This is a genomic window from Saccharopolyspora sp. NPDC049357 (assembly GCF_040677225.1).
Classification (GTDB): domain Bacteria; phylum Actinomycetota; class Actinomycetes; order Mycobacteriales; family Pseudonocardiaceae; genus Saccharopolyspora.
Genome location: NZ_JBFAQJ010000007.1, coordinates 49,500 through 67,137, shown reverse-complemented (window position 1 = coordinate 67,137; position 17,638 = coordinate 49,500). Strand labels below are relative to the sequence as shown.

The following is a 17,638-nucleotide window of genomic DNA, read 5'->3' as shown; positions in this document are numbered from 1 at the left end:
CTTCGGTCATCCGAACTGGCCTGACGCGCGCGTTGGTCGTCACTCGAGCGCGGCGGCGTGCAGGTGGCGTGCCAGCGCGTCCAGCGGACTCGAATCGGTGCCTGCCGAGCGGCGGGCCGCAGCGGCTCGGCAGGCACCCTCGTCGGACCTGCACCACCGCCACCAGCGATCCAGCTCGGTTTCCGAGAGCTCGTCGGCGCCGATCACCGCGGGCCAATCCTGCGCGCGCGCCTGCGCGGTGACCTTGCCCCCGCTGGAGATGGGATCGACGGCCAGCGCGGGAACGCCTGCGGACAGCGCGAGAACGAGTCCGTGCAGACGTGTGGTGACCAGGACGTCTGTGCGCTCGACCAGGGCGGCGAACGCTTCGGGCGTCGAGCACAACCGCCAATCGCCGCGAGCCAGCCGGGTATCCAGCGGGATTCGCGCTGCGTCCAGTCCGGCCAACCAGCGCCGCAGGATCTCGTGCGTCTCGTCGTGCCTGGTGCGGTCGCGGTACTCCGGCTGCGCCGGTGCGAGCACGACTCCCACCACCGGCGTACCGCGAGGGTCCAGACCGGCGGCGAGGTCCGGTGACGCGCGCAGGCATGGGCCGTCTCGCGGCAGGAGCGTGTGAAAGCCCTTGGTGGCGGGTGATTCCGGGTCGATCACGGAGACACCCACGGCGAGCCGCGTGCACCCCGAGTACCGGCTGTGCAGCTCTTCGACCTGCCAGCCGTGCACGGGTCCGCAGCAGAAGATGACGTGAGTGTAGTCGTTCGGATCAGCATCGTCGAAGTGCGTTGCGCCTGGGGCGAATTCGGGGCTGAGCACGATCTCGTGGTCGATGCCGTCGGTGGCCAGCCGTGCGGCCACCCGGTGCAGACTCGCGACATCACCAGCGGTGGCTTCCCCGTGCAGGAAGCTCGCCCACCCCGTCACCAGCGCTCGCATCGAGCCTCCCTCGTGAAAGAGGTGGTGCCCGGTCCTCCGGGGCACCACCATCAGCGCTTCTTGTGGGGTCCCGACCCCGGCGGGACGCGCGGGCCGGCCTCGAGCAGCGAGTTCACCCGGCCGGATCGATGCTTCTCCTGGCGGAGGAAGCGTTCTCGTTCGACTTCGCGGGCGTGCGTGCGCGAGCCCGCTGCGCACTCGCTCGGTCAACTGCCGGAGACGTTCACCGGGCATGGTGCTGATTCCTCTCAACCGTTCTCGGACTGAAGTCGCTTCAGCAGCCTCTGCTCGCCCTGTTCACCAGCCTTCAGATTGTTGTCCTGAATCCGGTGCGGCCACTTGGCGAGTTCGTCATCGCCTTGCGACTCGGCATCCTTGACGTACTGGTCCAGCATCCAGGCGTGGTGCGAGGACAACTGCAACACGGTGATGAGGTTGTAGTTCTTGATCCTTCACCGGGCTTTCGGGTTCGCCGGCCATGGGATTCTCCTCGTCGCGGATTTCCGCTCGCACCTCTCGGGTTGGCAGCGGCGGAAGTGGTCAAACCCGGCGCGGGGCGGTTCACTCTCGGTGAAGGTCGAATGCGCCAGTCATTGACTCTTCGTGGCCAGTCATTCGGCTATCCGTGGGGACCATTTCAAATTTCGCCGGAATTGCTGAGAGCCCGGGCACAAAACGTGTCGATCTCGGCGAATCGGGTGGCACCTTCGTGTCGGTTTCCGAGCCCACCTGCGCCGGAAATCGACCATTCGCCTTCCGGAAAGGAATTCCACGTGCGCGCAGCCGTGGCCCCGATGTTCCGCGCGCTCCGACACCCCAACTACCGCCGTTGGGCGTTCGCCGATCTCGTCTCCGTCACCGGTGCGTGGATGCAGAACCTCGCATTGAACTGGTTCGTGCTCGTCAAGACCGGTTCGCCCGGACTGCTCGGACTCTCTCTGCTGTTCCAACTGCTGCCCGGTGTGCTGCTGGGCTCGGTGGCCGGCTCCGTCGCCGACCGGTGGCCGACCAAGCGCGTGCTGCTGGTCACCCAATCACTCCACGGCGTGCTCGCGCTGGTGCTGGCGGGGGTGGCGTGGGTCGAAGGCCCGCTGTCGGCCGTCTACGCGCTGGCGCTCGCCGGCGGGGTGGTGACGGTCTTCGACGGCCCTGCCCTCGGCCGCTTCGGCTCGCAGCTGGTGCCGCGCGAGGATTTGAGCAACGCGTTGGGCCTGGGGTCGATCCTGAGCTCGGGTGGCCGGATCCTCGGCATGGGGATGGCCGGCGCACTGGTGGCCGTCACCGGCGTGCCGCTGCTGTTCGTGATCAACGCGGTGAGCTTCGGCGCTGTGCTGCTGGCGATCGCCAAGGTCCGCCCGGAGGGGATGTTCCACCTCGCCACGAGCACGGCGGAGCGGACCGGCATCAAGGCGGGCATCCGGTACGTGCTCAGCCACCGGCCGCTGGTGCTGATGTTCCTGCTCGGTTTCGTGCTGTCCTGCCTGGGGCGCAACTACCAGGTCACGATGGCGGCGATGAGCGAAGGCCCGCTCGCGGCCGGGCCCGAGGGCTACGGAATGCTGTCGGTGATCTTCTCCGCCGGGACGGTTCTCGGCGGCTTCGTCGCAGCGGCCTGCAAGAACTTGACGCTGCGGGTGGTGCTGTGGAGCGCGCTGGGCACCAGCGTCCTGCAGTTCTTCAGCGGCGCCACGCCCACCCTGTGGAGTTTCGCGACGCTGCTGGTGCCGATCGCGATCGGTGCGGTGGTGCTCGACACCGCCACCAGCACCCGCATCCAGCTCGACACCGATGAGGACATGCGCGGTCGAGTCCTGGCGGCCAAGGGGATCGTGACGGCCGCTTCCGGCGCCATCGGCGGCCCGCTGCTGGGCTGGCTGTCGGAGTTCGCCGGCCCCGGACGGGCGTTGGAGATCGCCGGCGCCGCCACGGTGGTGGCCACCGCCGCGGCCTGGTTGCTGTTCGCCCGTTCCCCGCAGCGCCGCGCCATGCCCGCCGAGCAGCGCTGGGCGCGGCTGGCCGGGGTGCACCCCACGCCACCGCAGCCCGTGCACCCACCGCTGCCCGGCAGAGCGACTGCGCGACCCGGTCGCGGGCCGCGGTGGCCGCGACCGGGGCAGCGGATCACCGGCGGACGTCGTCGCGCCGCCCGCGAGCGTGCGCATCAGCCCACGTAGCGGCGCGCGGCGGAATGGTGCTGCGGCTCCTCCAGCAGGCGCAGACCGCGTTCAACCTCGGCCGGCACCACGTGGCGTTCCCGCAGCACCCACCGGCACAACCGCAGCGCTTCCAGCACCGCGGAGGTCGTGCACCGGTCCTTCGGCGCCGAACGGAGGACCTGGGTGGTGCGACGCAGGGCGCTACCAGCCGGTCGGCGCAGCCACGCGGTCAGCAGCGTGTTGCGGATGCCGAGGCCCCTGCGCCGTCGGGGGTCCCGCGCGCGGGAAGGCGCGTGGTGGATCAACACGTCCGGCGACCAGCACAACCACCAGCCCCGCGCTGCCAGGTCCAGGGCCAGCAGCTCCTCCTCGCCGCCGAGCCACAGCCGCTCGGAGAACCCTCCGGCTTCGCGGAAGGCGCTGGTGCGGAAGGTGGTGAGCCCGGCCATCACGCTCAGCAACGCCGGCCCGGGCAGCCAGTGCGGCGCGGGCACCGGCGAGGAGCGCAGCTCCGGGGTCAGCGGGTCCTCGACGAGATCGGGTTCGACCAGGCAGCGGCCCATGACCGCGCCGATCTCGGGGTGGCGGTCCAGCAGCCCGGTGACCCGCCGCAGCGAACCCGGCTGCCAGCGGGTGTCGTCGTCGCAGAAGGTCACGTATTGGGTGCGGACCCGGTCGGCGGCGACGTTGCGGGCGCACGCGCCGAGGTTGCGGTCCTGCGCCAGAAGGTCGACCTCGGGGAAGTGCCGTCGCACCGCGGAAGCCGTCCCGTCGCGGGAGGCGTTGTCGACCACGATGATCGGTGCGGCGTCGGGCAGCGCGGTCATGTGGTCGAGGGTGCGCAGGAGCTCCTCGCGGCGTTCGTGCGTCGCGATGACCACTGTGGTCCCGAACACGCTCACCCCAGCACCAAGTCGGGCAGGGATCGGCGCACCACGTCCTCGTCGTGGTCGTCGAACGCGTGCGAGCGGTGCGCGTAGAGGCTCAGCGCACCGGCGGGAAAAGCGGGTTCCAACGGCACGATGAGCAGGCTGTGCAGCCGGAGTTCGCGGGCCCGGCGGGCGAAGTCCGGCCAGTAGGTCCTGATCTGGTTGAGATCGGCGAGAACCGCGCGCTGCGAGGTGGCCACCTCCACGCTCGGACCCTTGCCGGTGCGCAGCTGGTCGACTTCCAGAAACCGAGCACGCTCGTCGGTGTGGGCGAGGAGCGCCGGCTCCGGGGCGGTCGTGCCGAGCACCGCCATGTCGGCGTGCGGGACGTGCCCCAGCAGTTCGGAGAGCTGGGCGGCATGGGACCGGATCTCGTAGGTCGTCATGATGTCTGGGACTCCACGGCGGTCAGCTCACCTTCAACTCGCCGGGGGAGCCGCCGTCTGCGGCGCATCGCCATCGGGAACCGCCGCAGCGCACCGGCGACGGCAGGCCGGGACCGGCGCAGGGCGCGCAGCGTCTCGGACGTCGCCACCGACGGAGATCTGCGCATCCAGGCGATCAGCAGGTTGTTGCGCAGCTCCAGGGCTTCCCGGTCGGAACGGCTCAACCGGGCGTCGGACGGGTGGTGGTGAGCGACGACGTCCTCGGCGTAGACCAGTTCCCACCCCGCAGCCGCGAGATCGCATGCGAGCAGCTTCTCCTCGGCGCCGAAGAAGAGCATCGGGTCGAAGCCGCCGACCTCTTGGAAAGCTCGTCTCCGGACAACGGCTGCGCACGCCGTGAAACCCAGCACTCGCGGGCCTGGCAGCTCCGCCGAGCTCTGCAGTGGTGAGCGCGCCATGAGGTCGTTGACCGGATCGGTGCGCTCGAGCTCGCCGACCAGGGTCTTGCCCGCGATCAACCCGACGCTGGGGTGCGCGGCGAAGAGGTGTTCGGCGCGAGGCAGCGCGTCGTGCTCCCACCACGAGTCGTCATCGCTGAAGGCGACGTGCTCCGCCCGGCAGCTCAGCACACCGAGGTTGCGCGCCGCCGCCCCGAGGTTGTGCGGCGCGCGGATCAACTCCACGCGTGGATGCAGCTCCGCGACCGCTTCGGCGGTGCCGTCGGTCGAGGCGTTGTCGACCACGACGATCCGCGGGCGCGGACGCAGGTCGAGGAGGTTGCGCACGGTGCGGAGCAGTTCGTCGCGCCGGTTGCGCGTCGCGATCACCACGTCGGTGTTGATTCGTCGATCCATTCTGCACTCCCGGAGAACGGCGGCGGAGAGCCACCTTCTCGCGGTTACCCGCACCGGGCGCGAAAAACCCGCAGTCGCTCGCACAGAGTGCTCGAACGCCCCGGATCGCCTCCTGCGGAGGCGAAACTCGTGCGCACATGTGTAGGGGAGTCGCTTCACTGGGTAGCGGTATGGACGGGTGTCGCCGGTACCGGACGCCAATCGCACCGAGCAGCACGAACGCGGGAGGCACGGCTGTGCTCGTTCCAGTTCGGCACGCAGCACCAGGTCTTCCCCGCCTGCGGCACCGCGCCGAGGTGGGACGGTGAAGGGCCGGGTGCTGGTCGCGCGCCAGGACAACCTCGGTGACGTGCTGCTCGCGGGTCCGGCGGTGCGGGCCGTGGCGGCGCACGCCGAATCCGTGGTCATGCTCGCCGGGCCGCGCGGTGCTGCGGCGGCGGAGATGCTGCCCGGTGTGGACGAGGTCGTGACCTGGTGCGCGCCGTGGATCGACCCGGAACCACCGCCGGTCACCGAATCGGCGATCCACGAGTTCTCCGAGGTGCTGTGCAAGATCGACGCCGACTCGGCGGTGGTGTTCACCTCGTTCCACCAGACCGCGCTGCCGCTGGCGCTGCTGCTGCGGATGGCCGGTGTGGAGCGGATCGCGGCGATCAGCGAGGACTACCCGGGCTCGCTGCTGGACGTGCGGCACCGGGTCGAAGGTGATCCGCCCGAGCCCGAACGCGCGCTGTCGCTGGCACGCGCCGCCGGATTCGAACTGCCGGACGGAGACGACGGGAGATTGGCGGTGCGCCGCCCCCTTCCCGACGTAGGCCACCTCGTCGGAGAGCGGGGCTACGTCGTGGTGCATCCCGCCGCCTCGGTGCCCGCGCGGGAGTGGCCGATGTTCCGCTGCCGAGCGGCGGTGAGCCGACTGGCTTCGGCCGGATGGACGGTGGTGATCACGGGCGCACCGGCCGACGGGGAGCTCACCGCGCACGTGGCCGGGCACTCCGGCGTCGACCTCGGCGGGCGAACGGACCTGCCGGAGCTGGCGGCGGTTCTCGACGGCGCGGACGCCGTCGTCGCGCCCAACACAGGGCCTGCGCACCTTGCCGCCGCGGTGGGAACACCCGTGGTCTCGTTGTTCGCACCCGTGGTCAGCGCGGCCCGCTGGGCTCCCTACGGCGTTCCGCGCGTCGTGCTCGGCGAACAGCTCGCCCCGTGCCGCAACACCCGCGCGCGGTACTGCCCGGTGCCCGGTCACCCGTGCCTGACGCTGGTGACCTCGGAAGAGGTCGCCGCCGCGGTCGTGGAGGTGACGTCATGACGAGCTTCCGAACACCCGCCACCGAGCCGATTCCGCAGGGAGGACTGCGAATCCTGGTGTGGCACCGGCACGGGTCGTGGACTACGTCGTTCGTGCAGGGGCCGCATACGTACTTGGTGCCCGCCACCGCCGATCGCGGGCCCGACGGGAGAGGGCGCTCGCAGACCGTCACGTGGCCGGACAACGCCGTGGAGGTCGAACCCGGCCGGCTGCACGACGAGCGCATCGACGTCGTGGTGCTCCAACGCACCGACGAGCTCGAACTCACCCGGCTGTGGACCGGCCGCCGACCCGGTGTCGACCTCCCGGCCGTCTACGTGGAGCACGACACCCCGCGCGGTCCCGCGGGCCCCAACAGACACCCCGTGGCCGACCGCGAGGACATCCCGATCGCGCACGTCACCCACTTCAACCAGATGTGGTGGGACAACGGGCGAGCGCCGAACACCGTCATCGAGCACGGCATCGTCGATCCCGGCCACCGCTGGACCGGAACCGTGCCGCACGCCGGGGTGGTGGTCAACGAGCCGGTGCGGCGCAGTCACATCGCCGGAACCGACCTGCTGCCCCGATTGAGCAGAGGGGCGCCGCTGGACGTGTTCGGGATGCAGGTGCGAGAGCTCCCGCAGGTGCTGGGCTGCGATCGCATCACGCCCCACGAAGACCTGCCGCAGCCGAAGATGCACGCCGAACTCGCCGCCCGCCGCGTGTACCTGCACCCCTACCGGTGGACTTCGCTCGGGCTGGCGCTGCTGGAGGCCATGCACCTGGGCATGCCGGTCGTGGCCGTCGCGGCCACCGAGGTCTCCGAAGCCGTACCACCGGAAGCGGGGGTCGTCTCCACTCGGATCGACACGCTGATCGACGCGGTCGCCGTCTTCACCGCTGACCCGGACCGCGCACGGGAAGCCGGCGAGGCGGCCCGCCGAGCGGCGCTGAGCAGGTACTCGCTGGAGAGGTTCTTGACCGACTGGACGGCGCTTCTGCACGAAGTGCGCCGGTGACCCGAGGAGGTCGACGTGAAGCTCGTCGTCGTGGGCGACGCCCTGCTGGACCTGGACCTGACCGGGAGCGCCTCTCGCCTGTGCCCCGACGCGCCCGTTCCAGTGGTCGACGTCGAGTCGAGACGCGGTAGGCCCGGAGGAGCCGCGCTCGCCGCGGTGCTGGCCGCGGACCAGGGCATCGAGGTGACCTTGATCAGCGGCCGCGGTGCCGATCCCGCCGGTTACGAGATCGACCGCCTGCTGCCGACCGGCGTCCGCTTGGTGGACCTGCCTTTCACCGGTGGGACGCCCAGCAAGACCCGGGTGCGGGCCGGCGGCCAATCGGTCGTGCGGCTGGACTCCGGGACGGGAGTCGTGCCGGACGTGGTCCCGGGGCCGGCGGTCGTGCGAGAGCTCCGCAGCGCCGATGCCGTGCTCGTCGCCGACTACGGTCGCGGAGCCGCGAGCAACTCCCGGCTGCGCCACGAGCTCTCCCGCCTGCCGCCCGGCACACCGATGATCTGGGACCCGCACCCGCGAGGAGCCGCGCCGGTGGCCCGGGCGGACCTCGTGGTGCCCAACGAAGCCGAAGCGATGCGGTTCAGCGACATGACCGCGCAACCGGCGGGCGCGATGGCGCTGTGGCGTGAGTGGGAGTGCGGAGCAGTAGCGGTGACCATGGGCGAGCGCGGCGCTGCGCTGGCACCGAGCTGCGAGCTCGTCGCAGCGCCGGAGCTGGACACCACGACCGACACCTGCGGCGCCGGGGACGCTTTCGCCGTCGCCGCCGCCCTCGCGCTGGCCCGCGGCGAGACCACATCGGACGCCGTGGCCGACGCGGTGCTGGCGGCCAGCCGGTTCGTCGCTTGCGGCGGCGCCGGTGCCTGGACCGCGGGCGACCGACCGGTGTCCGAGAACGGTCTGGACGTGGTCGAGCGGGTCCGGGAGCGCGGCGGCAGGCTCGTCGCGGCAGGAGGCTGCTTCGACTTGCTGCACCCGGGCCACGTCGACCTGCTCAATCAGGCCAGGCGGCTCGGTGACGCCCTCGTCGTCTGCCTGAACTCCGACGCCTCGGTGCGCAGGCTCAAGGGCGCTCCTCGCCCGCTGGTAGGGGTGGAGGACCGCAAGTGCCTGCTGGAGGCGCTCGAATCCGTCGACGCAGTCGCGGTCTTCGAGGAGACGACCCCGTGCGAGCTGCTGGCCACCATCAGACCGGACGTGTGGGTCAAGGGCGGTGACTACGAACCGTCTCGGCTGCCCGAGGCGAAGGTGGTCGAGCAGTACGGCGGCGAAATCGTCCGGGTCCCGCTCGTCGGCGGGTACTCGACCACCCGGATGTTGCGGAACCTGCTGGAACTGGACGTCAATCGGGAGGAACTCCATGAACGGGCCGGGTAATGTAGTGATCACCGGAGGCGCTTCGGGCCTCGGTGCGGCGGTCGTCGATGCGGTGATCGCCGCCGGTGGCACCCCGCTGGTCCTCGACCGCGAGGTGCCCTCGGCTTCGGTGAAGTACGCCCAGGTCGATCTGGCCGACAGGCGCGCTGCCGAGCGAGCGGTGCGCGAGATGGCTGACACAGCCGGTGGTCTCGACGGTGTGTTCACCGCTGCGGGCACCGATACCTGCGGTTCGCTGCAGTCAGTTCCCGCCGAGGACTGGGAACGCGTGGTGGAGGTCAACCTGCTGGGGACGGCCGCCGTCGTGCGGGCCGCCTTGCCGTACCTGGAGGAGAGCTGGGGCACGGTGGTCACCTGCTCGTCCACTCTCGGGCTCAAGGGCTTGCCCGACGCATCGGCCTACTGCGCCTCGAAATTCGGGGTCGTCGGCCTCTCCCGGGCGCTGGCCGCCGAGCTCAGCGGTCGGGTCGGGGTGACGATGCTGGTGCCGGGCGGCATGCGCACCGCGTTCTTCGACGGCAGGCCCGAGCAGTACAAGCCACCGCAGGACGCCAAGCTCAACCGGCCCGAGCACGTGGCCGAAGCGGTGCTGTTCGCACTGCGGCAGCCGGCCGGCTGCGAGGTCCGCGAGCTCGTCGTGTGCCACTCGGAGGAATCGTCATGGCCGTGAGAGAACTGCGCGCCCGCGTGCTGGGTGACGGGCTGACCGCCATCGCGGTCGCCACCGGCCTGGCCTGGAGCGGTCTCCGGACGAGCTGCGCCCGCCCGGACCCGGCGGTGTCGGCGAGCGAACCGCGGCTGCAGGAGCTGATGCGGAGCCTGCGCCGCAGCAGTGCGCTGAGCTTCGGCGAGTTGGCCGATCCCGACGCGGTGTTCGTCTGCGGCGCCGAGGAGGTCACCGCCCCACCGGGCAGCGCCGTGATCAACTGCGTGCTCCCGCCGTGGGAGTGCACCCGGGATCTCCAGGCAGCGCTGGGCAGGCCGGTGGTGAGCCACCCGCAGCTGCTGCGAGAAGGCTCTGCGCTGGAGGACTTCCTGAGCGCGGACTTCGCCGTGCTCGGCGCCGACGACGCCGAAGCGCTCGTGCGCGCCGACGTGGTTCTGGCGGGTGTGCCCGTGCCGCCGCTGCACTGCGACGTCGACAGCGCCGACCTGGTGCTGCACGCGACCAACGGGCTCCTCGAAGTGGAGCGCGAGTACTTCCACGAGCTGGCCGAACTGTGCCGTGCGGTCGGAGCGGACGTGGACAGGGTGATCGAGTGCGTCCGGGCCGACCCGCGCATCGGTGCCGACCCCGAGCAGCGTGGGGATCCGCCACGGCGCGGACCTGCGACGCGGCTGCGAGAGGACCAACCGCCACCGGTGCTCGGGGAGCTCGAAACCTTGTGACGACGAGGGGTTTTCGCAGGAGGAGCGGATGGATGCGGGACGGGTCGTCGTCATCGGTTGCGGCTATGTCGGCCTCACCACGGGCGCGTGCCTGGCCAGGCTCGGCCACGACGTGACCTGTTGCGACGTCGACGGGGAGAAGGTCGCGAAGTTGGCCCGGGGTGAGGTGGAGATCCGCGAGCCCGACCTCGGCGAGCTCGTCTCGGAGGGGGTTGCCGCACGCTCCCTGCGTTTCACCCAGGACAGCGCGCGGGCCGTGGCCGTGGCCGAGATCGTGTTCCTGTGCCTGCCCACGCCGATGGGCGCCGACGGCGCGGCCGACATGAGCGCCGTGGAAACCGTCGCCGGCGAGGTCCGCGAGCTGCTGCCGCGCGGAGCGGTGGTGGTCACCAAGTCGACCGTGCCGGTGGGAACGGCGATGCGTCTCACCCGGTTGCTGGGGCGCGAGGACGTAGCGGTGGTCAGCAATCCGGAGTTCCTGCGCGAGGGCTTCGCGGTCCAGGACTTCCTGCACCCGGCCCGCGTCGTCGTCGGGGCCGAGGAGCAGCAGGCGGCCGAGCGCGTAGCCTCGCTCTACGAGCCGCTGGACGCGCGCGCAATGCTGATCGACCCGGTCAGCGCCGAGCTCGTCAAGTACGCCGCCAACGGCTTCCTGGCCACCAAGCTCTCCTACGTCAACGACCTCGCCGAGCTCTGCGAGCGCACCGGCGGCGACATCGACGTGGTCACCGAGGGAATGAAGCGCGATCACCGGGTCGCGCCGTCGTTCCTGAGCGCCGGGCCGGGCTGGGGAGGTTCCTGCCTGCCGAAGGACACCGCAGCGCTGCTCCACACCGCCGACGCCGCCGGCGTGGAGTTTCCGCTGCTGGGCGCCGCGGTCCGCGCGAACGCGCACCACCAGGCCCGGGTGGTGCGCAAGGTGGTGGACTGCTGCGGCGGTGACGTGTCGGGCGCGCGGATCGGTCTGCTCGGTCTGACGTTCAAGGCGGGCACGGGCGACCTGCGCGACTCACCGGCCCTCGCGGTGGCGCGGATGCTGTCCGACCTGGGCGCGCGACTGCGCGGCTACGACCCGACGTGCGCGGAGCGGTCCGAGGTGGAGCGGATTCGGTGCGTCGCCGATCCGTACCTGGCCGCGGAGGACGCTGACGTCGTGGTGCTGCTGACCGACTGGGCTGAGTTCGCGGTGCTGGACTGGGCGAAGGTCGCCGAGGTGATGCGGGCACCGGTCCTCGTCGACGCTCGCAACCAGCTCGACCCTCGCGCGCTCACGCGCGAGGGGATGACCTGGCGAGGAATCGGACGCACGCTGCGGTGATGTGATCAGCGGGCCACGAGTTCGAGGTGGACGGCTCGCACCGTCCACGTCGCGCGCAGCACCGGCAGGTTCCCGGCTGTTGCGCGCACGCCATGGCGGCGGAGGTCGTCGCGTTCCTCGGGAGCTGGCTCCGGCTCGACTGGTACCTAGCGGTCCCGGACGCAGGGGTGTGTTGTCTGAAATCGGGTACCGGCCATTGGGACGGGGCTCGGGTGATCGCAGGTCATCGCGCGGATCTGCGCGGTGCTGATTGAAGAGCTACCGCCGGAAGCGGCGCCAACAGCACCGCCACCCAGCGGGACACAGCTTTCGCTGCCGGTGTGCTGACCGACGCATCGGTCAGGTGAGGCGGGAACACGGGCGGGCGTTGCCGAGATGCGGAGCGAGCGTTGGGCGGGCCAGCTGCTCGGATTGTCGAGCTGCGCAGCTCGGTTGGATGGTCGTTTCGAAGAGGCTGGCGACCACCGGCTGGACCTGAAGTGCCTAGATGTGGTGATCGATTGTGCGTCAGCCTGGTCGGCGGCTGAGCAGGGGCCGGTCGTGGCATGGTCAGGTCCGGAGTCCTGCGAGGAGTGCTCGGCGGCTGGCTCGGACGTGTTCTCGCATGACTTGCTCGGCGCTGTCGCCGTCCTTGGACATGACCAGCTCGACGACGTTGTGATGTTCGCGGTCTGACTGGCTGGGGCGACCGGGCTGGCTCAGCGAGGTGGTGACGAGACGGGAATAGGCCAGCTGGTTCATCAAGGTGCGGTAATGACCTTCGAGTTTGCGGTTGTCGGCACCCACGATGATGAGTTCGTGGAATTCCTCGACGAGCTCGGCGTAGCGTTTCCGGTCGTCTGCGGCGACGGCGATGTCGGCCTGCCTCAGGTTCTCCTCCAGTTGGTCCAGCTCGGGCACACGTCCGCGTTGAGCCAGCAGCCTGGCGGCAGCGCCTTCGAGGAGCTCCTTCATCTCGAACAGCTCGGTGATCTCGCGCCGTGAGGGGGCGGTCACGAAGGTGCCCACCCGGGGGCGGATCTCGACGAGTCCCTCGGTCTGGAGCTGCTTGAAGGTCTCGCGCACGGGTGTCCGGCTGACGTCGAACTCCTCCGCGAGCGCCAGCTCGGACAAGCTCATCCCCGGCTGCACCTCGCCGTCGATGATCCGGCGCCGAATCTCGGCGATCAGCCGAGCCTGGATTGAACCCGTGCTCGCACCGTTGTTGCCGCCCACTGCACGTCTCCTCTTCAAGCCTGCCGACTCGGACCGAAGCCCCCGGGGTCATGCGAGGGGGTCGAGCGCACTTCCGTCGAAGAACTTACCCGCGCTGTAGACCATCGGAGGGAGGTCCGTGACCGTGGCGTGCTCCACGCGACAGATGAACACGGTGTGCGTGCTGGCCCGCAGGCGCTCGCGGATCGCCACCTCCATCTGTGCAGCGCTGCGCGCGATCAGCGGGCTGCCGTGAGGGCCCGGGCTCCAGTCCAGACCGGCGAACTTGTCCGCGGATTTGGTGGCGAAGGTCTTCACCACGTCGCCCTGCGCGGTGGAGAGGATGTTGATCGCGAGGTGGTCGGTCCGGAACAGGCAGTCGTGCGTGGAGGACGTGTGCTGGACGGCGACCATGACCGTCGGCGGTTCGAGCGAGATGCTGGAGAAGGCGTTCACCGCGAGTCCTCGGGGCGTGTCGTCATCGAGCGCGGTGACGACGGTGACGCCGCTGACGAACTGGCGGTTGACCTGCTTCATCAGGTCCAGGTCGGGAATGGTCATCGTGGTGTTCCTCGTGCTGGTGGTCATGGTGCTCACCCGTCCTGGCCGACGGAGATGATGCCGAGCGCGGTGAGCAGGGCGCGCGGATCCCAGGTCACGGACTCCTCGACGATCAGGTCGCCGTCGAAGCGGGCGAAGTTGACTCCGTTGACCGCGACTGAACGGCGGGTAGCCGGCACGCCGAGGAACGGGTGTTCGTGCGCACCGGTGCTGTGCCAGCGGATGGCGACGCGGTCGTCCTCGATGATGATCTCGTCGATGACGGTCGTCAGGTCTGGGAACGCGGACCGGGTCGACAGGATGGACGCCTTGAACTGCTCGAGGCTGTGCACTGCCCCGGCGCTCTCGTGCCTGCGGTAGTCGGGGCTGAGCAGGTCGTCGAGAGAGTCGACGTCGCCGCGGTCCCATGCGGCTTCCCAGGCGCGCTGGATCCGTTCCCGTCGCGCGTCGGCGTCGGACATGCGATGTCTCCTTTCGGTTCGGTGGTCGCGTGGGTGCGGGCGAGACCGCGCTCGTGCTTTCGAAGGCTCGACGTCGTCGTGGCCCGGGGGACAGGTCCTGTTGCATGGCAGTGGTGAAGGAAGCCCGGTGCTCGGGTACCGCCTTCTAGGCCACGCCTGTGGCATGCAAGAGAAAGTAGGCCGGGCCACACTTGTATGTCAACGGGTGGGCTGATGGTGGGCTACGCGGCCTCATCGCTGGGCGCCTGGGATGGTCAATCTAGCTGGATTTATGGCGCAAATGGGCCGCTCAGCCTGCCCTCCAAGTGGCTCCGCGGGCGCCTGGTGGTCTCTCCGGTTATTGACCGCTGGGCTGACCGAAGCTACCTTCTGTGGCATGCAAGAGGGATTGAAGGTCGACGAGCTCGACCTACGCAAGGTGGTCGTCTACCGGGAGGAGGTCGTCACAGAAGCCGGCGAGCGGCCGGCGGCCCCTGCTGCTCAGGCCAGCGTCGCGGCGGTGCTGCGGAATCCGTGGCTGGGTACGGGCCCATCGCGAGACCTCTCGCCCGAGGTGCTCCGCGTTGCACCGGGCCTGGCACGTGTCCTCACCGGCCACCTGATCGAGACCCTCGGCAGCGTCGATGCCATCGAGGCCTTCGGGAAGGCCGCGGTGGTCGGCAACGCCGGCGAGATCGAACACGGGGGTGCCCTGATCCACACCCCGTACTTCGGCAACTTGATGCGCGAGTTCCTCGAGGGCGAGTCGATCATCTGCTTCGCCGACGCCCGCGCGGAGGCGGGCACGACGTTGGTGGTTCCGCTGTGGCACAAGACCCACGCGGCGACCAGGAGTCACTACCAGACCGTGACCGCTCGCATCCCAGATGCGCCGCTGTCCGACGAGCTGGTCATCATCGCCGCTGCCTCGACCGGGCCCCGCCCGCATCCTCGAATCGGGGATCGCACCACCGACCCCGCCGTCACCGCACAGAAGCTGGAGAGTTCCCTGTCATGAACCTGCGCAAGATCGTCACCGTGGTCGAGGAGACCCACGCGGAGGGCGGCCGTCCGGTCGAGCCCGCGGCCCGCGTGGCTGTCGTGGCCGCCATCATCGAGAACCCGTGGAACGGGCAGGGTTTCGTCGAGGACCTCGCACCCGGCATCGATGCGAACGCCTCGGACCTGGGTGCCCTGCTGGCACCCCGCGTGTTGGCCGCGTTGGGAGGGCCGGCAGAGGCCTACGGCAAGGCGGCCATCGTGGGGTTGGACGGCGAGGTCGAGCACGGCTCGGCGCTGATCCACACGCTGAAGTTCGGCGACCACTTCCGCAAGGCGGCCAACGCCACGACCCTGCTGCCCGCGGTGGAGAAGCGCGCCCCCGCCGGGGTCGTCTTCGACATCCCGCTCAAGCACATCACCGACGCGACGATCCGCTCGCACCACCAGACCGTCGAGGTTCGCATCGCCGATGCGCCGCACGCCGATGAGATCGTCGTGGCGCTCGCCGCTGCCTCGCAGGGTCGCCCGCAGCAGCGTCTCGCCTCGCTGAAGACCGAGCAGTAGTCACCCATGGCGGCGCCGACACTCGTCCTCCTGCACGGGGTGGGGCTCGACCACTCCGTGTGGGAGCCCGTCGCCGGGCTGCTCCGGGCCGACTTCCGGATCGTCGCGCCTGATCTGCCAGGTCACGGCACCCGGCCGCCGGCGTTGGCCGGCACAACCCTCGCCGATCTGGCGGACGGGGTCGTCGATGAGATCCCGCCCGGCTCGCACGTGGTGGGTTTCTCGCTCGGTGCGCTCGTGGCGCAGCACCTCGCGGTGCACCGCCCGGAGCTGGTCGCCACGTTGACCTCGGTCAGTTCCGTCTGCCAGCGCACCGAGGACGAGCGCGCAGCGGTGCTGCGCCGTTTGGACTCGGCCACGCAGGATCTCGCGGCCAGCACGGCTGCCTCCCTGCACCGCTGGTACGACGGCACCGACGTGTCGCAGGAGTGGATCCGCGCGACCGAGGCAATCCTGTCGGCCAACGATCCGGACAGCTTCGTGCACTGCTACCGGGTGTTCGCGACGGGAGACGCTGAGATCGCCCCGCACCTGCGTGAGATCCGCGTTCCGTCGCTGGCGGTTACCGGTGAGCTCGACCCGGGCTCCACGCCGGAGATGACCCACCGCCTGGCGCGGACGATCCCGGACTGCACCGCGGCGGTGATCCCGGGCGCCCGGCACATGCTTCCCATCCAGAAACCCCGCGAACTCGTCACCAGCGTGTCCGACTTCCTCAGAAGGTATGCCCATGTCTGAGATCCGACGGCTTCACCACTTCATCGGCGGTGAGCCGACACCATCGCACTCGGGGGAGTACTTCACCAGCACCAACCCCGCCACGGGCGAGACCGTGTACGAAGCGGCGCGTGGCGACGCCCGCGACGTCGAGGCCGCCGTCCGATCTGCCCGCGCGGCGTTCGAGGATCCTCGGTGGCAGGCGCTCAGTCAGACGCGCCGCGGCCACTTGCTGCGTCGGCTCGGCGACCTGATCGGCGAGAACGCTGAGGAACTTGCCCGTTCTGAGAGCCTCGACAACGGAAAACTGTTGCGGGAGATGCGCGGTCAGCTCGCGACGTTGCCCGAGTGCTACTACTATTACGCCGGTCTCGCGGACAAGATCCAGGGCGATGTCATCCCCACCTCCGATCGTCGCGTCATCAACTACACGATGCGCGAGCCGCTGGGCGTGATCGGCGCCATCACACCGTGGAACTCCCCGCTCACGCTCACCAGCAGCAAGCTCGCCCCGGCGCTGTGCGTGGGGAACACGGTCGTGATCAAGCCGTCCGAGTACACCTCGGCCACGGTCCTGCGTCTGGCCGAACTCGCCATCGAGGCCGGATTCCCACCGGGGGCGGTCAACGTCGTCACCGGCTTCGGCGCGGAGGCCGGGCAGCCCCTCGTCGACCACTCGGGTTTGGCGAAGATCTCCTTCACCGGCAGCACCGCCACCGGCTCGCGGATCGCGTCGGCCACGGCAGGTCGGTTCATCGGTTCCACGCTCGAACTGGGTGGCAAGTCGCCGAACATCGTGTTCGACGACGCCAACGTCGCGAACGCCGCTACCGGGGTTGTGGCCGGGATCTTCGCGGCCGCCGGTCAGACGTGCATCGCCGGAAGCAGGGTGTTCGCTCACCGCTCGGTCTACGATGAATTGCTCGAGCGGGTGGCCGAACGGGCCCGCAGCATCCGCATGGGCGACCCGCTCGCCGACGACACCGAACTCGGCCCCCTCGCTTTCGAGGACCAGCGGGACAAGGTCGCATCCTACGTCGAGCTCGGCCGCAGCGAAGGCGCGCGGGTGCTCACCGGTGGTCAGGCCAGCGATGGTGGGCTGGGCGGCTTCTTCTACGAGCCGACCGTCCTGGTCGACGTCGACAACGGGATGCGGGTCGTGCGCGAGGAGATCTTCGGCCCCGTAGCGGCGATCATGCCCTTCGACACCGAGGACGAGGTCGTCGCGCTCGCCAACGACACCGAGTACGGCCTCGCCGCCGGTGTGTGGACCACGAATCTCGCCCGCGCGCACCGGATGGCCGACCGGCTCGACGCCGGCACCGTCTGGGTCAACACCTACCGCGCGATGTCGCCGATGTCGCCCCGCGAGGGCTTCAAGAGCAGCGGCGTCGGGGTCGAGCACGGGGCCGAGACCATCAAGGAATACACCAGGCTCAAGAGCGTCTGGATCAACACCGACGAAGGTCCCGTTCCGGACCCGTTCGTGATGCGGAGCTGAG

General features: G+C 70.0%; 19 protein-coding genes. 11 read left to right on the top strand and 8 right to left on the bottom strand.

Going from position 1 to position 17,638, the window contains the following annotated elements; genetic code table 11:
• Nucleotides 1–39: 39 nt before the first annotated feature.
• Both AB0J91_RS08325 and AB0J91_RS08320 read right to left on the bottom strand, forming a co-directional pair.
• Nucleotides 40–933: a polysaccharide pyruvyl transferase family protein gene (locus AB0J91_RS08325; protein ID WP_363865404.1), complete on the bottom strand. Its 894-nt coding sequence runs from the start codon at nucleotides 931–933 to the stop codon at nucleotides 40–42.
• A gap of 248 nt (nucleotides 934–1,181) precedes the next feature.
• Nucleotides 1,182–1,358 (bottom strand): hypothetical protein, encoded by a 177-nt coding sequence (locus AB0J91_RS08320; protein ID WP_363865402.1) that lies wholly within the window; start codon nucleotides 1,356–1,358, stop codon nucleotides 1,182–1,184.
• A 348-nt stretch (nucleotides 1,359–1,706) separates the two neighbouring features.
• On the opposite strand from AB0J91_RS08320, the gene AB0J91_RS08315 reads away from it, so the two are divergent.
• Entirely contained in the window at nucleotides 1,707–3,107 is a 1,401-nt protein-coding gene (locus AB0J91_RS08315) for an MFS transporter (protein WP_363865400.1), read from the top strand.
• On the opposite strand, the gene AB0J91_RS08310 is transcribed toward AB0J91_RS08315, so the two are convergent.
• Genes AB0J91_RS08310 through AB0J91_RS08300 form a run of 3 tightly spaced genes read right to left on the bottom strand, consistent with a single transcriptional unit; the run spans nucleotide 3,095 to nucleotide 5,258 of the window.
• Nucleotides 3,095–3,985, bottom strand: a complete 891-nt coding sequence (locus AB0J91_RS08310) for a glycosyltransferase (protein WP_363865657.1) — start codon at nucleotides 3,983–3,985, stop codon at nucleotides 3,095–3,097. The two genes, AB0J91_RS08315 and AB0J91_RS08310, sit on opposite strands and share 13 nt — an antisense overlap.
• 2 nt (nucleotides 3,986–3,987) lie before the next feature.
• Nucleotides 3,988–4,404: a GAF domain-containing protein gene (locus tag AB0J91_RS08305; protein WP_363865398.1), complete on the bottom strand. Its 417-nt coding sequence runs from the start codon at nucleotides 4,402–4,404 to the stop codon at nucleotides 3,988–3,990.
• A complete protein-coding gene (locus tag AB0J91_RS08300; protein WP_363865396.1) occupies nucleotides 4,401–5,258 on the bottom strand; it encodes a glycosyltransferase family 2 protein in 858 nt (285 codons plus the stop codon). Before AB0J91_RS08300 ends, AB0J91_RS08305 begins: the two co-directional genes overlap by 4 nt.
• Before the next feature lie 304 nt (nucleotides 5,259–5,562).
• Between AB0J91_RS08300 and AB0J91_RS08295 the strand changes: the two genes are divergently transcribed.
• The 6 genes from AB0J91_RS08295 to AB0J91_RS08270 are packed head-to-tail and all read left to right on the top strand — an operon-like array spanning nucleotide 5,563 to nucleotide 11,658.
• Nucleotides 5,563–6,570, top strand: coding sequence for a glycosyltransferase family 9 protein (locus AB0J91_RS08295; protein ID WP_363865394.1), 1,008 nt, complete (start codon nucleotides 5,563–5,565; stop codon nucleotides 6,568–6,570).
• Nucleotides 6,567–7,574, top strand: coding sequence for a glycosyltransferase (locus tag AB0J91_RS08290; protein WP_363865392.1), 1,008 nt, complete (start codon nucleotides 6,567–6,569; stop codon nucleotides 7,572–7,574). The genes AB0J91_RS08295 and AB0J91_RS08290 overlap by 4 nt, the downstream gene beginning before the upstream one ends.
• 15 nt (nucleotides 7,575–7,589) lie before the next feature.
• Entirely contained in the window at nucleotides 7,590–8,951 is a 1,362-nt protein-coding gene (locus AB0J91_RS08285; protein WP_363865390.1) for a PfkB family carbohydrate kinase, read from the top strand.
• Nucleotides 8,935–9,621: an SDR family oxidoreductase gene (locus tag AB0J91_RS08280; protein ID WP_363865388.1), complete on the top strand. Its 687-nt coding sequence runs from the start codon at nucleotides 8,935–8,937 to the stop codon at nucleotides 9,619–9,621. Before AB0J91_RS08285 ends, AB0J91_RS08280 begins: the two co-directional genes overlap by 17 nt.
• Nucleotides 9,612–10,340: a hypothetical protein gene (locus tag AB0J91_RS08275; RefSeq protein WP_363865386.1), complete on the top strand. Its 729-nt coding sequence runs from the start codon at nucleotides 9,612–9,614 to the stop codon at nucleotides 10,338–10,340. Before AB0J91_RS08280 ends, AB0J91_RS08275 begins: the two co-directional genes overlap by 10 nt.
• A gap of 28 nt (nucleotides 10,341–10,368) precedes the next feature.
• Entirely contained in the window at nucleotides 10,369–11,658 is a 1,290-nt protein-coding gene (locus tag AB0J91_RS08270; RefSeq protein ID WP_363865385.1) for a UDP-glucose/GDP-mannose dehydrogenase family protein, read from the top strand.
• Between the two features lie 549 nt (nucleotides 11,659–12,207).
• Here AB0J91_RS08270 and AB0J91_RS08265 read toward each other — a convergent pair.
• From AB0J91_RS08265 to AB0J91_RS08255, 3 genes are read right to left on the bottom strand one after another with little or no spacing between them, the layout of a single operon-like run.
• Nucleotides 12,208–12,873 carry a GntR family transcriptional regulator gene (locus AB0J91_RS08265; RefSeq protein WP_363865383.1) on the bottom strand — a complete coding sequence of 222 codons (666 nt, stop codon included), beginning with the start codon at nucleotides 12,871–12,873 and terminating at the stop codon, nucleotides 12,208–12,210.
• Nucleotides 12,874–12,921: 48 nt separating this feature from the next.
• Entirely contained in the window at nucleotides 12,922–13,413 is a 492-nt protein-coding gene (locus AB0J91_RS08260) for a flavin reductase family protein (RefSeq protein ID WP_363865381.1), read from the bottom strand.
• Between the two features lie 32 nt (nucleotides 13,414–13,445).
• Nucleotides 13,446–13,874 carry an ester cyclase gene (locus tag AB0J91_RS08255; protein ID WP_363865379.1) on the bottom strand — a complete coding sequence of 143 codons (429 nt, stop codon included), beginning with the start codon at nucleotides 13,872–13,874 and terminating at the stop codon, nucleotides 13,446–13,448.
• Nucleotides 13,875–14,250: 376 nt separating this feature from the next.
• On the opposite strand from AB0J91_RS08255, the gene AB0J91_RS08250 reads away from it, so the two are divergent.
• Genes AB0J91_RS08250 through AB0J91_RS08235 form a run of 4 tightly spaced genes read left to right on the top strand, consistent with a single transcriptional unit; the run spans nucleotide 14,251 to nucleotide 17,637 of the window.
• The gene (locus AB0J91_RS08250) at nucleotides 14,251–14,871 is read left to right on the top strand and encodes an amino acid synthesis family protein (protein WP_363865377.1); all 621 of its coding nucleotides are present in this window, start codon (nucleotides 14,251–14,253) and stop codon (nucleotides 14,869–14,871) included.
• Nucleotides 14,868–15,419, top strand: coding sequence for an amino acid synthesis family protein (locus tag AB0J91_RS08245; RefSeq protein WP_363865375.1), 552 nt, complete (start codon nucleotides 14,868–14,870; stop codon nucleotides 15,417–15,419). Before AB0J91_RS08250 ends, AB0J91_RS08245 begins: the two co-directional genes overlap by 4 nt.
• A 6-nt stretch (nucleotides 15,420–15,425) precedes the next feature.
• Entirely contained in the window at nucleotides 15,426–16,157 is a 732-nt protein-coding gene (locus AB0J91_RS08240; RefSeq protein ID WP_363865373.1) for an alpha/beta hydrolase, read from the top strand.
• Nucleotides 16,150–17,637: an aldehyde dehydrogenase gene (locus AB0J91_RS08235; RefSeq protein WP_363865371.1), complete on the top strand. Its 1,488-nt coding sequence runs from the start codon at nucleotides 16,150–16,152 to the stop codon at nucleotides 17,635–17,637. Before AB0J91_RS08240 ends, AB0J91_RS08235 begins: the two co-directional genes overlap by 8 nt.
• Nucleotide 17,638: the final 1 nt, after the last annotated feature.

Bases quoted from the DNA above. Each gene is read 5' to 3' on its own strand.
- AB0J91_RS08250 (WP_363865377.1), top strand. From the start codon at position 14,251: ATGCAAGAGGGATTGAAGGTCGACGAGCTCGACCTACGCAAGGTGGTC.
- AB0J91_RS08255 (WP_363865379.1), bottom strand. From the start codon at position 13,874: ATGTCCGACGCCGACGCGCGACGGGAACGGATCCAGCGCGCCTGGGAA.
- AB0J91_RS08300 (WP_363865396.1), bottom strand. From the start codon at position 5,258: ATGGATCGACGAATCAACACCGACGTGGTGATCGCGACGCGCAACCGG.
- AB0J91_RS08305 (WP_363865398.1), bottom strand. From the start codon at position 4,404: ATGACGACCTACGAGATCCGGTCCCATGCCGCCCAGCTCTCCGAACTG.
- AB0J91_RS08275 (WP_363865386.1), top strand. From the start codon at position 9,612: ATGGCCGTGAGAGAACTGCGCGCCCGCGTGCTGGGTGACGGGCTGACC.
- AB0J91_RS08235 (WP_363865371.1), top strand. From the start codon at position 16,150: ATGTCTGAGATCCGACGGCTTCACCACTTCATCGGCGGTGAGCCGACA.
- AB0J91_RS08280 (WP_363865388.1), top strand. From the start codon at position 8,935: ATGAACGGGCCGGGTAATGTAGTGATCACCGGAGGCGCTTCGGGCCTC.
- AB0J91_RS08325 (WP_363865404.1), bottom strand. From the start codon at position 933: ATGCGAGCGCTGGTGACGGGGTGGGCGAGCTTCCTGCACGGGGAAGCC.
- AB0J91_RS08240 (WP_363865373.1), top strand. From the start codon at position 15,426: ATGGCGGCGCCGACACTCGTCCTCCTGCACGGGGTGGGGCTCGACCAC.
- AB0J91_RS08260 (WP_363865381.1), bottom strand. From the start codon at position 13,413: ATGACCATTCCCGACCTGGACCTGATGAAGCAGGTCAACCGCCAGTTC.
- AB0J91_RS08290 (WP_363865392.1), top strand. From the start codon at position 6,567: ATGACGAGCTTCCGAACACCCGCCACCGAGCCGATTCCGCAGGGAGGA.
- AB0J91_RS08245 (WP_363865375.1), top strand. From the start codon at position 14,868: ATGAACCTGCGCAAGATCGTCACCGTGGTCGAGGAGACCCACGCGGAG.
- AB0J91_RS08270 (WP_363865385.1), top strand. From the start codon at position 10,369: ATGGATGCGGGACGGGTCGTCGTCATCGGTTGCGGCTATGTCGGCCTC.